Raw genomic sequence first — 15,605 nt, 5'->3', positions numbered from 1 at the left:
CCAGCTCCAACCGCGTGTCACCATCAACACGACTGCACTCAAACCGGCATAAATGTTTTATGCCAGCCACTGCTGATTATAGCGCATTGAGAACCACGCGCAGCTATCCATATCCCAGACGGATCGCGCACTCTCGGCAAGTCACCGAAGTACCCCCCCCCCCGCTGACTCATCTATCCACTTGATTCGTAAACACAAGACTCACGAACTCTCCTTCTGGTCAGGAATGACCGACCGCTGTTTTTGCAGGCTTCTATGCCAAGAGTGCGCACGGAAAGCTGCGCTAAGGCTGAGATCGCTGGCAGGGAAAGCAATAGGCAGGGGACTTGAGAAATCCACTGGCTGATAAACAGATAGACTTTGTGCCCCGCTTCGTCAAACTTTTTCCTTTGCCAGGACTTTTGTCACATAGATGTCACGCAAAATCGATTCTCGTACGGATACACCGGGCATAAAAAAGCCCCGCAACCTTTACGGATGCAGGACTTTGACTCTGTGCCCCCACGGGGGCTCGAACCCCGGACACGCTGATTAAGAGTCAGCTGCTCTAGCCAACTGAGCTATAGGGGCAGGGCACTTTCAAGAGCCAAGTAGATACTATACACGGTTTCGGCAGGCCCGCAACACGGCGCGTCACAGGTCTGCCGAATCCGTGCATTGCCTGCTCAGACGATCTTGGGCATGGGCGTGGTCAGGGAAGTGGTCAGGTTCACCTGCAGGAGACCGGCACCCGTATGGGCCTCGACCTTCTTCAGAGTGACCGTGCGCCTGTCCTGGTCGGCCCGGTCATCGTCGGTCATGGTAGCTGGCGACTTGACCGCCACCACCACCAGATCCTCGAGAGGAATGCCTGCCTTGTTGCAGAGGTCAGAGGCCGCCTGAAGGCTGCCCTGGAAGCCCTCACGCTCAATAACCCGATCAGCCGGCACGCCGTAGGCGCTCTGGGCGATCCAGCGAATCCGATTCGGCACGGACATACCATGGAGGCTGGTCGTGCCCGCCTCAGCTTTCGCGGTCTCCTGCAGGGCCTTGATCAGATCGTCCAGCTGGGGCTCAAGGGCCTTGCCCCCGTCACGGAAGAGGTTGCCGGCGATGGGCCTGCGGAAGCCCAGACCATCGGCGGTCTCCTGCAAGGATTCCACCTGCTCGTCCTCACCCTCCCAGAGGTTGATCAGCGGGAAGGTGGGGATGCCCAGTCCTTCCAGACGATGCACATGGAAGGGATAGCGCCAGCTCAGCTTAGGATCGTCCCGCCAGGTGGTGGCACGTGTGACGACCACGGCGGCGGCCGGCCATTGGGCCCCATATTCGCGGGCGGCGATGTCCAGCCACTTCTGGGCGCCGGCATCGGCTCCATAGCCCGCCTCGACAACGACCACGTCGTGCCGGGCGCAGGCCATCTCCACGGACACCAGGCTGGGAATGCCGATGGAGACGTTGGCGAATGGCCCGCCATGCACGTAGACTGGAGAACCCTCCAAGGTCTGGGTGAAAGCGGGCTTGACCGCATCAGTCAGGATGCCAGTGATACGCCAGAGGTCCACAAACTCTCCGAAGGTAACTGGACGGCCATCCAGGGTCCCCGCGACCATGGCGGCCACGCGCTGTTCAATCTCCTTCATGCTCCGGGAGAGCACTACAATCTGCATGAGCTCGCAAGTGGGCGTCAGCACGGTCCGCTCAGGCAGGTCGCCCTTGCCTCGGTCCACGGTGATCTGCCGCAGGGACCGCGAGGGCACCTCGCTGACCCGGGGCACTAGGACAGTGTCCAACCGCCCCTCGTCCACTGCCTTCTCCGCAAAGGAGACCAGCAGGTTCTGAGCGGATTCGATGGCAGCCATCTCCCCACACAGGCCCCAGTCCACCAGCTCAGGATGCGTCAGGGAGGATTTGCCGCCACCGGAGGCGCCACCCTTGGACCCTGCGGCGGTAATGCCCATGCTGGGCTGACGCAGGACGGCAGCGGCGTCCACGCCCCGGGCGCGCAAGGCGTCGATCAGGGCGATGGTGGTGGTGGTCTTGCCCTCTCCCCGCGATGCCTTCAGCGGAGTGTCGGCGGTGACCAACAGCACCCATCCATGCTTGCGCGGCATATCCGGATGATCCCGCAGATCCTTCAGGTAGCCGAAGGCATCGATCTTGTCAAACAGGCCGTATGGCCTGACGTAATCGCCGAAGCCCGTCATGCGGCTCTCCTCCCTTATGATCCTTGTCAATCGGATGGCTCAGTTGTCGGACAGATGGTAGCCGTTGCGCATGCCCATGCTGGCCGTATAAAGCACCTGGCTCAGCAGATCGTCGGTCTCCTTGCGCAGACGTTCGGCCATGTCCTTGTTGGCAGCCTCCAGCACTTGGCGAACCTCTGGGTTGTCAGTGCCCTTGTCGGCGCCTTCCAAACGGGCCACCTGCTCGTCTGCAGCGGTGATCATGCGATGACCCTCAGCGCCTACGCTCTGCTGATAGCGTTCGACGGCCGCCGAAGTGCCCGCAAAGGCCGAGTCGCACAGGGCGGCGACCAGCCGGTCGGACCAGTAGAGGCTGTCGGTGGAGACCCGCCCCGTGGTGTTGGCCAGATAGTCGGGTGTGCGATCCACATTGGTATAGAAGGGAACCAAGGCATTGAAGGCGTTGGACCCATATGAAATCCACTGGATGGCCCTGCATGATTCAGGCTGGTAGGGGCGCAGCTGGATCAGGGACAGCTGGTCGTTGCGATTGATGCCGATGGGGCGGTAAAGTCCCTTGGTATGCTCGTCGCCGGTCCGCCCATAGGGATCGTAGGGTGTGCCCTGATAGTGGGAGCTGAGCAGGTACTTGACATCCTCCACGGTAATTAGCCGCTCAGGCTGACGGCACCAGGGAATGTTGTCGCTGGCGGGAGTGTGATCGGCATCCGGCCCGTCCCAGATCTCGTCATAGGGATTGAGGAAGCGCTGCATGTACCAGGCCCGAGGCGTGTTATATACGTGGTCTGAATCGCTGTGGGATCCAAAGGCGTCACGCGGGTTGAAGGGCGAAGCCGACTCCACGGACAAGTCCAGGTGGTTGTCGGCGATGAACTCCCGCAGGTCGGCCGAGCAGAGGTGGTCGGTCTGGTCTCCGAAGGCGTCGTCCAGATCGAACTCGTCGATGCCCAGCTGGTTGGGCATGGTCACATAGGAGTCATCAGGCACACGCTTGGCGATCCAGTGATGGCCGCCCACAGTCTCCATCCACCAGATCTCGTCCACATCGCTGAAGGCGATGCCATTCATCTCGTAGGTGCCGTAGCGCTCCAGCAGGGAGCCCAGCCGCTGAACGCCCTCCCGAGCCGAGTGGATATAGGGCAGGACGATGGTGACCAAGTCCTCCTCGCCGATGCCTCCGGGCGCTGCGGCCAGGTAGTCCTTATCCCCAGGACGGCCCTGGGCAGTGGTGGGCTCAACCAGAGGATCTGCACCCAGAACACGTTCGTTGGTGGTAATGGTCTCGGTGGCTGACATGGCCACGTTGGCGCTGTTGACGCCTGCAGCAGCCCAGAACCCCTGATCGTGCAAAGCGTCGGGCACCGAGGTATATCGCATGGGATCCTCGGGCAGGTCCATCTCCAGGTGGCTGATCACACTGTGGTAGTGCCGTGGCTGCTGGTCAGGAGTGACTAACACGAAGCGCTTGGGACGAAACTCTCCGTTGGACGAGTCCTCATTCCGAGCGATGATGGTGGACCCGTCATAACTGGCATTCTTGCCTATCAGAAGCGTGGTGCAGGGCATATGAGCGTCTTCCTTTGTCTGATCGCGGTCAGCGTCATCACCAGTCAGAATGTCGGTGGATGCCTTTCGAACCGACTGCGTGGCAGGCAGGGATGACGGCCGTCTGCGCACTTGGGGCATGGCCTCACTCTAGTGCTAGACCGCCCCAACCAGGTCAGGCATCAGCTGGCAGCCAGGCCCGAGCTGCTGCGGCCACCGGCTGGGCGGAATGGATGGCATGGGCCAGGGCATTCAGCCAGAACCCCTCCTCTAGGCCCGGCAGAGTTTCTCGTGTGGCCCAGACCGACAGCACATAGTCATGAACCCGGTCCGGAGGCGTAGGACCGTTGTAACGCATAAGCACGGCGGGGTCGTCAGCGATCTCCTCCTCCATGACCAGGGGCGAGGCCGCCGAGGTGCGCCCTTGAGGCACACCGGGAATCAGGTTAGACAGATTTCTGGAGAAGTCTTCGGGAATCGCCAGAACAGAGCTTCCGGTCCCCTCGGGCTGCAAGGCGAGCAAGGCCTCGATGGGCAGGTTGGCCAGGGACCAGTGAATCCAAGGGAAGCCGCACACGGGCACGGAGTCAGGATCCACCAGCATCCAGTGCAGGCAGCGGGCCTCCTGAGGCACGTCCTCAAGGCGGAAGGGGAAGGAGACTACAGGACGTCCCTTGCGGGTAAGGGACTGAGGGGCGCGCTTGGCATACCGATCGGGAATGGTGCCGAAATCAGTGATAATCCTCATGATTCGATTCTCGCCCGCCCAGCCGACGAGGTCAAGTTCATCATTGAAAACAGCCGCGAACAGCGTCCAGCATAATAAATCCCGCCACCCTACGCTAAAAGTGCAAGGGCCGCCTGGATCCTTCCGCATGGAAATGATCCGGGCGGCTCTAAATTGGACTGGAGAAGGGAATCAGCAAGACCTTTCTCCTGGCGCTTATGCGGCGAACTTGAGCATGCCTATTCGGCCTTTGCGGCCTTGGCCTGTGCACGAGCGGCCTTGGCGGCTGCGCGAGCCTGAGCCTTGGCCTCCTTCTCTTCAGCCTCGACACTGGCGATGAACTCAGCATGCTTGGCAGCAGGCATCCATCCAGTGTTGACCACCTTGACCTGCCAGACACAGGCCAGGGCGAAGATCACCACCGCCAGAATCACCAGGACCACGGCCCCAACGGGAATGCCCAGCTGGGACAGCTTGCCGACCACAGTGCCATACCAGGCAAAATCAGCATCCCCGAAGGTGGCGTTGGACAGGCCGAAGCTGCCCAGAACCGTCATCAGGATGGCCGGCAGGAAGGTGATCAGCAGACCGTTGATGAAGCCGCCGACCACAGCCCCGATGCGGCCGCCGGTTGCGTTGCCGAAGACGCCGGCGCCGCCGCCATCGAAGAAGTGGGGCACCATGCCCGGCAGGATCAGGGCCAGACCCCAGACGGGCCCGAGCCAGACGGCTATGATGACCAGAGCCACCAGACCGCCGGCGAAGGAGGCCAGGAAGCCAATCAGGGATGCATTGGCACCATAGGGGAAGACGATGGGGATATCCAGGGCAGGACGGGCGCCAGGAACCACCTTGTTGGCGATGCCCTGGAAGGCGGGCACCAGCTCACCCAGGATGATACGGACACCGTACAGGATGATGCTCACGCCGATGCCGAACTGCAGGGCCTGGGCGAAGGCGGCCATGAAGAAGGCTCCCCAGTTGGCCGGATGAGAGGGGAAGACGGCGAAAGCCGCTTTGGCAGGCACCACCAAGGCGGTCCAGATGGCGAAGACCAAATAGAGGATGACCATGAGCAGGGTGGTGGAGACCATGGAATCACGCAGGAAGCTCAGCCCCTTGGGGAAGTCGATGTCCTCGGTGGAACGCGACTTCTTGCCCACAGCGCTGCCAACCGCGCCCGAGACCACGTAGCCCAAGGTGTTGAAGTGGCCGATGGACAGCTTGTCGCTGCCGGTCACCCGGTTCATGTAAGGCTGGGCGAAAGCGGGCATGGCCACCATGATCACGCCCATGAGCAGGGCGCCGATCAGCACGATAAGCAGGTTGTTGCCCTTGCCGAACCCGATCGAAAGGACCAGAGCCAGCAGGGTGGACATGAAGACCATATGGTGGCCGGTCAAGAAGACGTACTTGAGGGGGGTGAACCGGGCCAGCAGGATCATGACGATGAAGCTGAGCACGATGATGTAGGCGGAGGCTGCGCCGAACTGGCTGGAGGCCTGGGCCACGATCACCTCGTTGGTGGGTACGACCCCGTGGGCCCCGGTAGCTTTGAAGACCAGCTTGCCGAAGGGACCCAGGGCGTTGGTCACGACAGTGGCGCCGGCGCCCAGAATCAGATAGCCCATGGCCGCCTTGAGGGCACCCGAAATGACCTGGCCCGCACTCCGTTTCAGGGCGATCAGGCCGATGGCTGCCACGATGCCAATCAGATAGGCGGGCACATTCAGAATCTCCTGGCTGATGAAGTTCAGCACCGCAAGGAAGACATTCATTGTTTGTCCTTACTATTTCTCTCTTGTTGTCAAGTTAAAGAGCGGGTATTCCATCGGCCTGGCGATGATGAATGTCCGCCGGACTCATCAGTCGGCGTACTGCTCCAGGATGCCCTTGATTTCGTCCTTGTCCATGAAATTCTGGACGGTCTCGACTGGGGTCGTGGTCCCCTCCAGCTCGGGCGCCAGCTGAGGCGACGTCAGCACCAGGTCGTTCATGTTGGCCGTGCCCTTGGCGCTGCCAGCGTCGGAGGTGGTCACAGTCACATCCATGCCCAGCTCCGATGCCACCTGCTCCACGTTGACCTTGAGCAGAACCGAAGTGCCGATTCCGTTGCCGCATACGCAGAGAATATCCATGAGTTGCTCCTTTGTTCCTTGTTTACTTCTTACTGCTTCTTGCATTTGCCATGCTGGGATCCGCAAAAGCGGGTCCTGCTCACGATCCAAGAATGGCGCGGACCTCGTCAGGGGTGCCGGCCTTGGCCAGCTGCTCGGTCTTCTTCGCGTCGGTCAGAGCACCGGCGATGGCGGACATCACTTGCAGGTGCTCCTGCTCATCCCGTCCGGCCAGACCAATCACCAGGGAGACCGGATCGTTGGCCTTGTTGCCGAACTCGACAGGCGTGGACAGCCTTACCCAGCTCAGGCCGGTTCCCAGGACCGCCTCGCTGGGCCGGGAATGAGCCAGAGCCAAACCGGGGGCGATGACGATGTAGGGACCCATCTTCTCAACAGTCTCGATCATCTGGTCCGTGTAGGCATCGGTGGCGAACCCGGAGGCCACCAGTCTGTCGCCCGCCTTGCGAATGGCATCCCGCCAATCAGTCGCCGGCACATCCAAGGCGAAGGATGTATCGGGAAGGAAGGCTTGGAAATCTGTCATGTCTGCTCCTTGCTCGTGCTGTTTGACTTGATCGACTGCACCGGATCCGATGGATTTGCACAAATCCGGTCGGCTGCTCACCACCCCTGGGGATGATAGAACTCTCCGTCCAGAGCCTTGGCGGCGAGCGCCTTGGCCTCATCCATGGTGTGCTTGGCCAGTTCGGCGCGGACATCATCCAGGGCGACCGGAGTCATGGACAGGCTGGTCACGCCGATTCCGGCCAAAACCACGGCCAGGTCCGGATCCGCAGCAGCCTCGCCGCAAACTCCGACAGGCATGTCATTGGCTTGACCGGCATCAGCGATGAGCTTGATGGCCCTGAGGACGGCAGGGTGCCAGGCGGTCTGATAGGAGGCGACCGAGCCCAGCGTGCGGTCGGCGGCCAGCGTGTACTGGGTCAGATCGTTGGTGCCGATGCTGACGAAGTCGGCCACCTTGGCTACCTTGTCGGCCATCAGGGCGATTGAAGGAACCTCAGCCATGACGCCCACGCGCTTGAGCCCCTTGCTCTTGCCCAGACGGACGAAATAATCGGCCTCGTGCTCATCAGCAACCATGGGCGCCATGACCCACAGATCTGCATCAGTCTCGGCATCAGCCCGGGCCAGGGCCTCCAGCTGATCCTCCAGGACCTGGCTGTGGACCTTGAGCGTGCGCAGGCCACGCAGTCCCAGGGCCGGATTTGGCTCGTCGGCCTGGGTCAGGAAGGGCAAAGGCTTGTCAGCGCCGGCATCCAGCAGACGGATGACCACCTTGCGGCCAGGGAAGCGTTCAAGAAGAGCACGGTAGGCCTTAGCCTGCTCCTCGACACCGGGCGCCTGCTCGTTGCCAAGGAAGAGGAACTCCGAACGGAAGAGCCCAACCCCCTCAGCTCCATACTCCAGGGCTGGATCGGCATCCGCAGGCTTGCCGACATTGGCCAGGAGAGGGATTCTGGTTCCATCCTTGAGCTGGCCCGGGCGACCCCGCAAAGCCTTGGCCTGATCCGCATCGCGGCGGGCCTGCTCAGCTTTCTCAATCTGTTCATTGGTAGGATCGGCTGTCACCTTGCCGGCAGCGGCATCGACAATGACTGTCTGCCCGTCGCACAGCCCAGCTGCGTCCTGAGCGCCTACGACGGCGACAATCCCTCGGGACCGGGCCAGAATGGCGGTATGGCTGGTCGGACCGCCCTCAATGGTGACAATGGCCAGAACCTTGGTCATGTCCAAGCTGGAAGTGTCGGCCGGAGACAGATCAGGGGCGACCAGGACGAATGGCTTGTCGCTTTCTGGCACGCCCGGCGCCGGGACGCCGAGCAGATGGGCGATAACACGCTGGCCTACATCATGCAGATCGTTGGCACGCTCCCCCATGTAGCCGCCGATGGCCTGGAGCTTTTCTTCGAAGTCGGCAAAAGCCTCATAAACGGACCGTTCGGCGGTTTTGCCACCCTCCAGCAGGGATCGGATCGAGGTCTTCAGGGCCGGGTCCTGGGCCATTTGGGCCAAGGCGGTCAGAATCGGTGCAGCATCCTTGGCCCCCTGCCCATCCTGGGCGGCCTTGGCACGCGCAAGCAGGTCCTTGTTGACCGAGGTCAGAGCGGATTCGACCCTGCCGAATTCAGCATCCGCCATCAGATTCTCAGGCCTCGCCTCATCGCCGGGCACATCCAGTCCGGCCGCCATATGAATGACCGGGCCAACGGCAACGCCGCGGCCAATGCCTACGCCTTGGATCTCCATGTCGCACTCCTTAGTGCCTGCCCACTGCTCGTGAGCCGCCCCTGGGGCCAACTCCGCAACGGCGGTGGAAACGTTCTTCAAGCAACGATGTTCAGTATACACAAATTCATTTGTTTTTCAACGGTAATCGTTTTCTGTAATTCTTCTTTTGCAGTGGTAAGATGACCAGCGTACTCACAACTCGACATACCGGTTCAACAAGACCGACCATATATTCAGGAAAGCTGGTCATCATGGCAACAGCGCAACGTTCTACCATCATCACCGACCCGGTCGGCATTCATGCCAGGCCCGCTTCAGAATTCTCGCAGGCCGCCGCATCCAGCGGTTGCAAAGTCACCATAGCCAAGGACGAAGGCAATCCCGTAGACGCCAGCAGCATTCTGATGGTCATGAGCCTGGGCATCGCTAAGGGCGACAAGGTCACCGTGACTGTCGAAGGCGATGAGGCCGAGTCCGTAGCCGACTCCCTGGTCGCCAGGCTGACCCGGGCTGAGTAACCCGCCGCCAAGTGCAGCCGGCATCAAAGGAAAGGGCCTTCGAGGGAAACGATGGGACACACGGCGGACAATAAACCTTCCATTGCCAACGTCGCAGCCCTGGCCGGAGTTTCGACGGCGACTGTGTCCCGCGTCCTTTCAGGCCATAGACACAAGAACGACGACATCAGCCGCAGGGTCAGAGCTGCAGCCGAAAAGCTCAATTACTCGGCCAACTTCGCTGCCAGCACCCTCCGCTCGGACCGCAGCAGGACCATAGGGCTGATCCTATGCGGCACCTCCACAGGCATAGACGGGTCCATCCTGGATTTGCTCAGCAGGAGGCTGACCGAACAGAGCCGCTACTTGCTGGTCATATCCGTCAGGGGCGATCAGGAGCGAGAGGCGGCCATCAGGTCCATGGCGGCCCGGCAAGTCGAAGGAATTATCATCGTTCCTTCGCCGGACGACGATCCGGTCGGCATGCCCGTAGACCTGCCGTCCGGGCTGCCCATCGTCCAGGTCGGCGGCAGACCGCTTTCCTACCACACCAGCTGGGTCGGCATGGACCAGGCGGCCTCCATGCGGCTGATCATTGCCCACCTGGCCGAGCAGAACGCGCATTCGGTGGCCTACCTAAGCCGCGAACTGAACACCAGTGAGGCCACTGAGCTCTTCACGACCTTCTCCACCCTGACCAACACCCTAGGCATGACACCTCAGCCGGACTGGATCCAGTTTGGACCCTGCAGCATGCGCCGCGGCCACGATGCCGTCATGACCATGCTCGCTGAAGGAAACGACCGTCCCGATGCCATCATCTGCGGGGACGACTCGCTGGCCCTGGGCGCTCTGATGGCCTGTGGCCAACTGGGCTTCCAGGTTCCCGACCAAGTCAAGGTGGCCGCCTTCGTGGACAGCCCAGCCTGTCTGATCAGCAGTCCGACCTTGACCGCAGTCAAGACTCCTTTGAAAGGCATCGTCCAAGAGGCGCTGCGGCTGGTCGATACCAAGGGACAGTCCATTCTGCCCTCCCATGTGGCTCTGCCGCCAGCGCTGGAGTGCAGGGAATCGACCTGGTCGCCAAGAATCGGCAGCAGCGACATGACCTCGCCGGGCACTTTCGCCTGATGCCCCTTAAGCCTGTGCTCAGACCAGCAGGGTGCAGAAGAGGGCCTCGAAGACCAGGATCGGCGAACCGTTGGCAGCCAGCCTCCTGCGAGCCCGGGCGATCAGCTGAATGCGGTCGATGGCCCCCTGCCTGGAGAGCCTGACAGACAGATCGGCAATTGCCGCCCGATTCTCCAAATTGACCAGGCCCGCCTTCTCCTCGGCGCCGTTTTGCAGGACGCCCACATCCCGGTAAACGCTGGCCAAGGTGCTCAGGTTGCGGTCCAGCACATCCCGGGTCAGTCTGGTGACCCGCCGACGGACCTGATCCTTGCCGCCCAAGGCATGATAGGCCCCACGAAGCTGCCGGGGAATGCGTTCCTTATCCCTAAGACCGTTTATCTGCCGAAACTCCCGCTCGTTCCTGGCCACCTCATCGTCCACGGTGGCAGTGGCCTGATCGCGGGCCGCATCCACCACCCGGCCAGCCAGGACCACAGCATCCGAAGCGCGTCTAAGGCCCAGCAGGCCCACGACCAGCTCATCACGGTCGGCCAGAACCTGATCCCTTGTGGCGTAGAGGCGAGCGATGCCGATGTGCCCCTGGGCCAGACGGGCGGCCTTAGCAGCCAGGGGCTGGTCCACCCCCACCTGGTCAGTCAGGAAATCAACCACTGCGGTGTTGGATGGCACCGCCAAGTTGAGCACCCTGGTCCGTGAGCGGATGGTGGGCAGCACATCCTGGGCGCTGGGTGCGCACAGAAGCCAAATCGTATGCTCGGCTGGCTCCTCGATCTCCTTGAGCAGCACATTGGTGGTCCGCTCCAGCATCCGATCCACGTCTTCGATGATGATGACCCGCCAGCGCGAAGTTGAGGGCATCTGCTCCGAGGTCATGATCAGCTCCCTGACCTCGTTGATGCCGATGGTGACCTTGTTGGTGGACAGTATGGACACATCCGGATGGGTTCCGGCCAGAACCTGCTGAGTGACGCGAGTAGGCTGGTCGCTCAGTCCCTGATCCGGACTGATCAGGGCTGCCGCAAAAGCCCGGGCCAGATTGGATCGCCCTGATCCAGGAGGGCCGCAGATCAACCAGGACTGGGCCACCTCGTCATGACCCCGCGCCTGAGCGGCCACCGTCCGCTTGAGCAGCTCGACCGTGGGCTGCTGGCCCACAATGGCGTCCCAGACGCTCATCGGGTCTTCCGCAGGAGCCGGGACCGGAGCAACCAGCGAGCGCGAGAACCTGCAGGAACCGAATTATCGTCAGCGTCACCGCCGACTGTCCCTGCCTCCATGGGCTGGTCATCCTGGTCAGCATCAGCCTCCGGTGCCTGAGCGGACGTATCCGCAGCCTCGGTCCAGTCCGACTCGGCACCCTGCTCATCATCCTCATACCCCGCCGTCGATTCATCCTCGTCGGCATCGTCCTGAGCATCAGTGTCGTCATTCTCATCATCGACCTGCGGCAGATCTGGCTCGCGCCCTTCGACCAACTTGTCCAAATCGTCCTGGATGATCTGCCAGACCTGGTCGATGGATTGGGTGGCGTCGATAACCAGGAACCGGTCGGGCTCCCTCTGGGCCAGCTGCAGGAATGCCTGACGCACATGCTGCTGAAAGTCGTCGCCAGCCGACTCCAGCCGATCGGGCTCATGGTCCAGACGCGACTTGGACTGAGACGGATCCGCGTCCAGCAGGTAGGTGCGCCTGGGCAGAAGGCCCTGACTGGCCCACAGACTCAGCCGACGAATCACACCCACCGACAGATCACGGCCTCCGGCCTGATAGGCCACTGAGGAATCCAGGTAACGGTCGCAGAGCACAATGTCTCCGCGATCCAGAGCCGGACGCACCACCTGGGCCACATGCTCAGCCCGATCCGCCGCATAGAGCAGAGCCTCGGTCCTGGGGGCCAGATCGTCGGAGGCGTCAACCACGTCGGTACCTCCGGTCACGGCGACCGAGGGAAAAGCGGCCAAGCCGTGGAGGACGAGTTCCCGAATGGTCAATCCGACAGGGGTGCCGCCTGGCTCGCGGGTAACCAGGGATCGCAGGCCGCACTCCTGCAGATAGTTATGTGCTCGTTGAACCTGGGTGGTTTTGCCTGCACCATCCACGCCCTCGAAGGAAATGAACAAACCATCGCTCATGCCTTATGCTCCATACTCTTGGAAGTCTTGGCGGTTTTGGCCTTCTTTGTGGTTTTACGGGCGCGAGTGACCGACTTGCCAGCTGTAGATTTGCTGGACGCCGACTTGCGGGCGGCGGACTTTCGCGCAGTCGACTTGCGGGCGGTCCGGCCGCGTCGCTTGACAGGCCCGGCCGCGCGCTTCTCTGCCAGCAGGCGGAAGGCCACCTCCGGCTCGATGGACTGGGCCGTGTACTGCTTGGGCAGGGTCCTGTTGGTCTGCCCGTCGGTGATGTAGACACCGTAGAACCCGTCCTTGATGGTGACGGGTTTGCCGCTGTCCGGGTCCGTACCCAGCTCACGAAGAGGGGGCTTGGCCGCGCTCCGGGAACGCCGTCCGTACTTGGGCTGGTCGAAGAGGGCCTTGGCCCCGGCCTGATCGATGGTGAAAATCTGCCCCTCGTCGGTCAGCGAACGCGTCTCGGTGCCGCCGTCAGTCTTAGTGGCCGTCAAATAGGGGCCATAACGGCCGTTGCTGGCCGTGACGGTGGCCTGGTCGGTTTCTCCCGTCTTGGCATCGGTCAGCTCGATGCCGCCCACCGTCCTAGGCAGGCTGAGCAGTTTCAAAGCATCCTCCAAGGTGACCGTGTCTGGATCCATGGTTTTGAAGAGCGAGGCCATCTTGGGCTTGGGACCGGCCTGCTTGGCTGTCCGTGCAGTCTTGCCGGTCGGCTTTTTCTGCTCGGCCGCTTCCTCCTCGGGGCTGATCAGAGCCACATAGGGGCCGAATCTACCCTTACGCACCTCAACCCGACCGCCGGTCTGCGGATCCTTGCCCAGCTGACGGGGACCGCCGGCATTGGCGGCAATCAGTTCATGGCCCGCCGCCACGGTCAGCTCGTCCGGAGCCATGGTGGGCGGCAACGAGGCCCGCTTGGGGTTGCCGTCGGCATCCAGGTCGGCCGTATCCTCAAGATAGGGACCATAGCGGCCAACCCTCACCTGCAGGCCATCGCCAATCTCGATGGTGTTGATCTTGCGGGCGTCTATGTCTCCTAGTTGGGCCACCTGCTCCTGCAAGCCCTGATGAGCCTGATCAGCGTTTTGGGCGGCACCCGGGCCTGAGCCGAAGTAGAACCGTGTCAGCCAGTCCTTGCCCCGCTCCTTGCCATGGGCAATCATATCCAGGCCGTTCTCCATCTGCGCCGTGAATTGGTAATCCACATACCTGGGGAAATTGGTCTCCAACAATCTGATTACCGAAAATGCCAGCCAGGAGGGAATCAGTGCACGGCCGCGCTCATAGACATATCCACGATCGATGATGGTCGAGATGATGCTGGCATAGGTGGAGGGCCTGCCTATTTCCTTGGCCTCTAGGGTCTTGACCAGAGATGCCTCAGTGTAACGGGCCGGCGGCTGGGTCTCATGGCCCTCGGGATCGACGGAGACGGCACGAAGCACGTCCCCCTGCTGGACCGGAGGCAGGGATGAACCCTCATCGGTCTGCTCAGAGCCTGCACTCATGGCCTTGAGGAAGCCGGGGAACTTGATGACGGTGCCTGAAGCCTGGAAGAGGGCCGTACCCTCTTTGCCCGCCTGCGCCGACAGGCGGATGGTGGCTGTAGACCCGGTGGCGTCGGCCATCTGCGAAGCCAGGGTGCGCCGCCAGATCAGGGTGTAGAGCTTGAGCTGGTCAGGAGCCAGACGGTCGGCCAGATCCTGAGGCCTGTGAAAGGTGGAACCGGCGGGCCGGATGCACTCGTGGGCCTCCTGGGCGCCGGCGGTCTTGGTTACATACTGCTTGGACTCAGCCGAAAGGTATTCGGCGCCGTACTCACGCTCGACCCCCTTGCGGGCAGCGGCAATGGCCTCCTGGGAGAGGGTGACCGAATCCGTACGCATGTAAGTGATGAACCCGTTCTCATAGAGCCCCTGGGCAGCGCGCATGGTGGCCCGTGAACTCATGCCCAGCCGGTTGCCAGCCGTCTGCTGCAGGGTAGATGTAGTGAAGGGGGGCTGAGGACGCCGCCGATATGGCTTGGTCTCCATACCCGTCACTGTGAAGTCCTGCTCCTTCAGCGCCTCAGCAAGGTTCCGGGCATGCTGCTCGTCCAGCTGCAGGACTTGCTCCTTGGTGGCCGTTTCCGTCAGCTGACCCTTGGATGTGAAGTCCTTGGAGACCGCCAGCCGCTGCTCCCCCAGACCGATCATTCGTGCCTGAAAACCACTCGACGGCGCCGATTCCCCGACATCCTTCTGCACCAAACGCGCCAACAGATCCCAGTAGGAGGCCTTGACGAAGGCCATACGCTCACGCTCACGCTCCACGATCAGCCGAGTCGCCACAGACTGAACACGCCCGGCGCTCAGCCCCGGACCTACCTTGCGCCAGAGCACCGGTGAGAGCTCGTAGCCATAGAGCCGATCCAGGACCCTACGGGTCTCCTGGGCATCAACCATGTGGGCATCCACGTCCCTGGTGTGCTTGAGCGAATTCTTGATGGCCTCTGGGGTGATCTCATGAAAGACCATGCGCTTTACCGGCACCTTGGGTTTGAGGGTCTGGACCAAGTGCCAGGCGATGGCCTCCCCTTCCCGATCCTCATCAGTGGCCAGATAGAGCTCGTCGGCGTTCTTCAGCGCCTTCTTGAGCTCGGACACCGTGTGTTTCTTCTTATCGTCCACGATGTAATAGGGCTTGAAGCCATCGTCCACGTCTACGCCGAACTTGCCGTAGGCCTTCTTCTGGGAGGCCGGGATCTGCGATGGCTGGGCCAGGTCGCGGATATGGCCCACTGAAGCCATGACCGTGTAGCCCTTGCCCAGGTACCCGCCGATCTTCTTTGCCTTGGTTGGCGACTCAACAATGACGAGCTTATTGCCGGATGCCATGGCCTCTCCTTATATTGTGGTCTTTCGCACGCCATCTTACTCACGCGGTTCCGTCACCATGCAAATCAAGAGGTCATGTGCACGGGTGTGGATCCCTGAGTCCGATGGTGGATGAATCAGAGACGTTCAGTACGCCCA

General features: G+C 61.7%; 11 protein-coding genes, 1 tRNA gene and 1 pseudogene. 2 read left to right on the top strand and 11 right to left on the bottom strand.

Annotated features, from left to right (window positions below; translation table 11 throughout):
* Window positions 1–496: 496 nt before the first annotated feature.
* The 8 genes from J3T95_RS05105 to ptsP form a co-directional block, all read right to left on the bottom strand.
* Window positions 497–570, bottom strand: a tRNA-Lys gene (locus J3T95_RS05105).
* A 95-nt stretch (window positions 571–665) separates the two neighbouring features.
* Window positions 666–2,186 (bottom strand): formate--tetrahydrofolate ligase, encoded by a 1,521-nt coding sequence (locus tag J3T95_RS05100; protein WP_267450667.1) that lies wholly within the window; start codon window positions 2,184–2,186, stop codon window positions 666–668.
* A 39-nt stretch (window positions 2,187–2,225) separates the two neighbouring features.
* Complete coding sequence (locus J3T95_RS05095; protein WP_267450666.1) at window positions 2,226–3,752, bottom strand: C69 family dipeptidase; 1,527 nt, start codon at window positions 3,750–3,752, stop codon at window positions 2,226–2,228.
* Window positions 3,753–3,906: 154 nt separating this feature from the next.
* Window positions 3,907–4,479 (bottom strand): YbhB/YbcL family Raf kinase inhibitor-like protein, encoded by a 573-nt coding sequence (locus tag J3T95_RS05090; protein ID WP_267450665.1) that lies wholly within the window; start codon window positions 4,477–4,479, stop codon window positions 3,907–3,909.
* Between the two features lie 218 nt (window positions 4,480–4,697).
* On the bottom strand, window positions 4,698–6,236 hold the full coding sequence (locus tag J3T95_RS05085) for a PTS ascorbate transporter subunit IIC (protein WP_220236429.1): 1,539 nt from the start codon (window positions 6,234–6,236) through the stop codon (window positions 4,698–4,700).
* 87 nt (window positions 6,237–6,323) lie between these two features.
* Entirely contained in the window at window positions 6,324–6,596 is a 273-nt protein-coding gene (locus J3T95_RS05080; protein ID WP_024626949.1) for a PTS sugar transporter subunit IIB, read from the bottom strand.
* Between the two features lie 79 nt (window positions 6,597–6,675).
* The gene (locus J3T95_RS05075; RefSeq protein ID WP_267450664.1) at window positions 6,676–7,122 is read right to left on the bottom strand and encodes a PTS sugar transporter subunit IIA; all 447 of its coding nucleotides are present in this window, start codon (window positions 7,120–7,122) and stop codon (window positions 6,676–6,678) included.
* 77 nt (window positions 7,123–7,199) lie between these two features.
* Window positions 7,200–8,849: a phosphoenolpyruvate--protein phosphotransferase gene (gene ptsP, locus J3T95_RS05070; RefSeq protein WP_267450663.1), complete on the bottom strand. Its 1,650-nt coding sequence runs from the start codon at window positions 8,847–8,849 to the stop codon at window positions 7,200–7,202.
* A 233-nt stretch (window positions 8,850–9,082) separates the two neighbouring features.
* Here ptsP and J3T95_RS05065 point away from each other — a divergent pair, with 233 nt between their 5' ends.
* Together J3T95_RS05065 and J3T95_RS05060 are read left to right on the top strand one after the other, a co-directional pair.
* Window positions 9,083–9,349 (top strand): HPr family phosphocarrier protein, encoded by a 267-nt coding sequence (locus J3T95_RS05065; RefSeq protein WP_220236432.1) that lies wholly within the window; start codon window positions 9,083–9,085, stop codon window positions 9,347–9,349.
* Between the two features lie 51 nt (window positions 9,350–9,400).
* Window positions 9,401–10,459 carry a LacI family DNA-binding transcriptional regulator gene (locus J3T95_RS05060; protein ID WP_267450662.1) on the top strand — a complete coding sequence of 353 codons (1,059 nt, stop codon included), beginning with the start codon at window positions 9,401–9,403 and terminating at the stop codon, window positions 10,457–10,459.
* Between the two features lie 18 nt (window positions 10,460–10,477).
* Here J3T95_RS05060 and J3T95_RS05055 read toward each other — a convergent pair whose 3' ends face one another.
* The 3 genes and pseudogenes from J3T95_RS05055 to topA form a co-directional block, all read right to left on the bottom strand.
* Window positions 10,478–11,638 carry a DNA polymerase III subunit delta' gene (locus J3T95_RS05055; RefSeq protein WP_267450661.1) on the bottom strand — a complete coding sequence of 387 codons (1,161 nt, stop codon included), beginning with the start codon at window positions 11,636–11,638 and terminating at the stop codon, window positions 10,478–10,480.
* Window positions 11,639–11,940: 302 nt separating this feature from the next.
* Window positions 11,941–12,594, bottom strand: a pseudogene (tmk, locus tag J3T95_RS05050) (dTMP kinase); the annotation flags it as partial.
* Complete coding sequence (gene topA, locus J3T95_RS05045; protein WP_267450660.1) at window positions 12,591–15,467, bottom strand: type I DNA topoisomerase; 2,877 nt, start codon at window positions 15,465–15,467, stop codon at window positions 12,591–12,593. The gene topA and the pseudogene tmk, both read right to left, overlap by 4 nt.
* Between the last annotated feature and the right edge of the window lie 138 nt (window positions 15,468–15,605).

Source organism: Bifidobacterium sp. B4079 (assembly GCF_026537385.1).
Taxonomy (GTDB): Bacteria; Actinomycetota; Actinomycetes; order Actinomycetales; family Bifidobacteriaceae; genus Bombiscardovia; species Bombiscardovia asteroides_I.
This window is presented reverse-complemented; position numbering and strand designations above follow the sequence as displayed.